We start from the raw sequence: 2276 nt of genomic DNA on the forward strand, positions 1-2276 counted from the left end.
CCAATGACACCGTCGGCTTTCAGGCCGCTGGCCGTCTGGAACGCTTCAACCGCCTGTTTTGTCGAAGAGTCGAATTTTCCGGTAACAGCAAGCGGTCGGCTGTCCTTGTCCCTGTAACCAAGGTCCCTGAGTTCGTTCTGGACCTGCGAGACCTGGCTGCCATGAGAGCCCTGCCGCAATGTTGGCGTGGGGGCCAGCGGGTCCGCCATCCCGGGCTTGTAGCCCATCTCCAGGCGTGTCTCCCACTCATGCACCGCCTTCATGCGTTCTGACAGACCGTTGTATCCGCCGTTGATAATTTTTGTTGCTTTATTAATGTCTTCCTGATGGCCTCGGGAAGCCACGAATGTCTTCCAATAATTGACTGCGGCTCTGGCGGCGATTTCTGGTTTGGCGGCATCGTCTGGGTGATTGACCAGATCCATATTTAGACGCTCGCCTGCCTCTCGATAATTTTTGCGTCCAGTTAACTGAATGAATCCACGCCCTCGATATTCGTAACCGTCTCCCGGTTCAGTGTTGCCTTTTTGTTTTCCCCACTCACCGCCGTAAACGGCATTGCCTACAGCCTCAGGACCACCTGCGACGATTGAGCGAGCCTGATCCAGGGTTTTCACTCCTCTGTTAGAAAATAGTTCCAGAAGCCTCTCTGGAGAATAGTGCAGGTTCTCCTCAAGATGCTGGAAGTTTCCGGATTCGACCTGCATCTGGCCCATGAAATTGGCAAGTTCTTTACGACTGGTGATGCCTGAATCCATGGCCGTTTTCAGGACCAGATCAGCATTTTCTTTCGACATTTCTTCCTTCCAATCTCGCAAGATCACAGATCCGCCCTGAGTCTCAAGACTTAAGGCTCAGGGCATCTGTAGAAGGCTCAGGTATTCTTGTAATTATAAAGATGTATTTTAATTTTTTGTTACAGGAAGTGGTTTCCCATCTAGCTCTGGGTCAATTCCCCAACTGTTCGTGATGTCCAGGAGGTCATCATCCAATGCATGGAATGCTGTGCTGGGTCGGCAGTCCAATTCAACGGAAGCATCTATCTGGTTGACAGGTTTTACTATCACCCCAGCATTTTCTAGACCGGTACCAGATATATGGAACAGAATATATTGAGTACCGTCTTTTATAAAGGAATAAGCGTTGCCGCCTGTACCCCCAGCATATCCGAGAATAGATGTCCGAAAATTGGCACGTGCCCGCCCTTCAGCTGGGTAGATCAATTCTGGGTGCGAGGGGGTTCCAAAAACATAGCGTGCAGCGGGAGGGGTGGTCTTGCCTGGAGCCAGACAGAGTGAAACGATCTTGTGGCTTCTGGCGATGGGACAGCTGAAGGCGACCTGTTCGTCTGGAGCACACAGAGAGGGTGACGGTGCAGCCTTGGCCTGACCAGACATACAGAGAGCCAGCGGCACGACGGGCAAGGCACGGCGGAGCATGTCAAAAAAACGGCTGTTCATGCTAAACTCCCATTCCCAAAAGTCTCGTTTGTGGTTCTTCTGTCGGCCCGTCATGGGGAGACAGGACCCGGATGGCTTCCAGATGGCAATGATCTGCGTGTGGCTCAACATGGAGAAACCTCCCGGCCAGAAAACCGCCCCGGTATCGGGTCGTGCGGCTTTCTGAAGAGAATATGTGACCTGTGAGATGGCTTATGGTCAAGGGCCATTCCAGCACGGGCGGGGGCACAGTGTAAGTCGCCCGTGAGGTGGTCATGTGCGTCTCTACGGGCAAACGGTTTCGGGCTGGGAATGTGTGGATCTACAGACCGGCATGTAGGCTGGTTGTTCTGGTCTTTTCCGGTGTCTGAGTGGCACCCTGACTCTGCATGGTGGTCTGCCTGATCTCCTGTTCTCGGCGGACAAGGTTCCTGAAGTATGAATCTTCGTCCAGCTTACCGTTCGACGATGCGGCCGTCGGGACGCTTTTGCTTCAGGAACGAACGTACGGCTCTTGGCTTCGGATGGAGCATTGTCAGGGGCCGCGGCCTTGGTGCTCTGGTTGGCCTGGTGCGCTTCGTCGAGCCTGTGGCGGGTTGCGGGACCAATGACACCGTCGGCTTTCAGGCCGCTGGCCGTCTGGAACGCTTCAACCGCCTGTTTTGTCGAAGAGTCGAATTTTCCGGTAACAGCAAGCGGTCGGCTGTCCTTGTCCCTGTAACCAAGGTCCCTGAGTTCGTTCTGGACCTGCGAGACCTGGCTGCCATGAGAGCCCTGCCGCAATGTTGGCGTGGGGGCCAGCGGGTCCGCCATCCCGGGCTTGTAGCCCATCTCCAG

3 protein-coding genes are annotated in these 2276 nt (G+C 54.5%); all 3 read right to left on the bottom strand.

The window, feature by feature from the left end:
- Positions 1-797: peptidoglycan-binding protein (locus tag CPA56_RS09395; protein ID WP_182041755.1), on the bottom strand; the 797-nt coding region annotated here is incomplete at its 3' end.
- A 108-nt stretch (positions 798-905) separates the two neighbouring features.
- Positions 906-1460: a hypothetical protein gene (locus CPA56_RS09400; RefSeq protein ID WP_182041756.1), complete on the bottom strand. Its 555-nt coding sequence runs from the start codon at positions 1458-1460 to the stop codon at positions 906-908.
- A gap of 264 nt (positions 1461-1724) precedes the next feature.
- Positions 1725-2270 (bottom strand): peptidoglycan-binding domain-containing protein, encoded by a 546-nt coding sequence (locus CPA56_RS09620; RefSeq protein ID WP_407645685.1) that lies wholly within the window; start codon positions 2268-2270, stop codon positions 1725-1727.
- Between the last annotated feature and the right edge of the window lie 6 nt (positions 2271-2276).

Origin of the sequence: Bombella mellum (genome assembly GCF_014048465.1) — a bacterium.
In the GTDB taxonomy this organism is placed as follows: domain Bacteria; phylum Pseudomonadota; class Alphaproteobacteria; order Acetobacterales; family Acetobacteraceae; genus Bombella; species Bombella mellum.

Coding starts and splice junctions, on each gene's coding strand:
- CPA56_RS09620 (WP_407645685.1), bottom strand. CDS start 2,270: ATGGGCTACAAGCCCGGGATGGCGGACCCGCTGGCCCCCACGCCAACA.
- CPA56_RS09400 (WP_182041756.1), bottom strand. CDS start 1,460: ATGAACAGCCGTTTTTTTGACATGCTCCGCCGTGCCTTGCCCGTCGTG.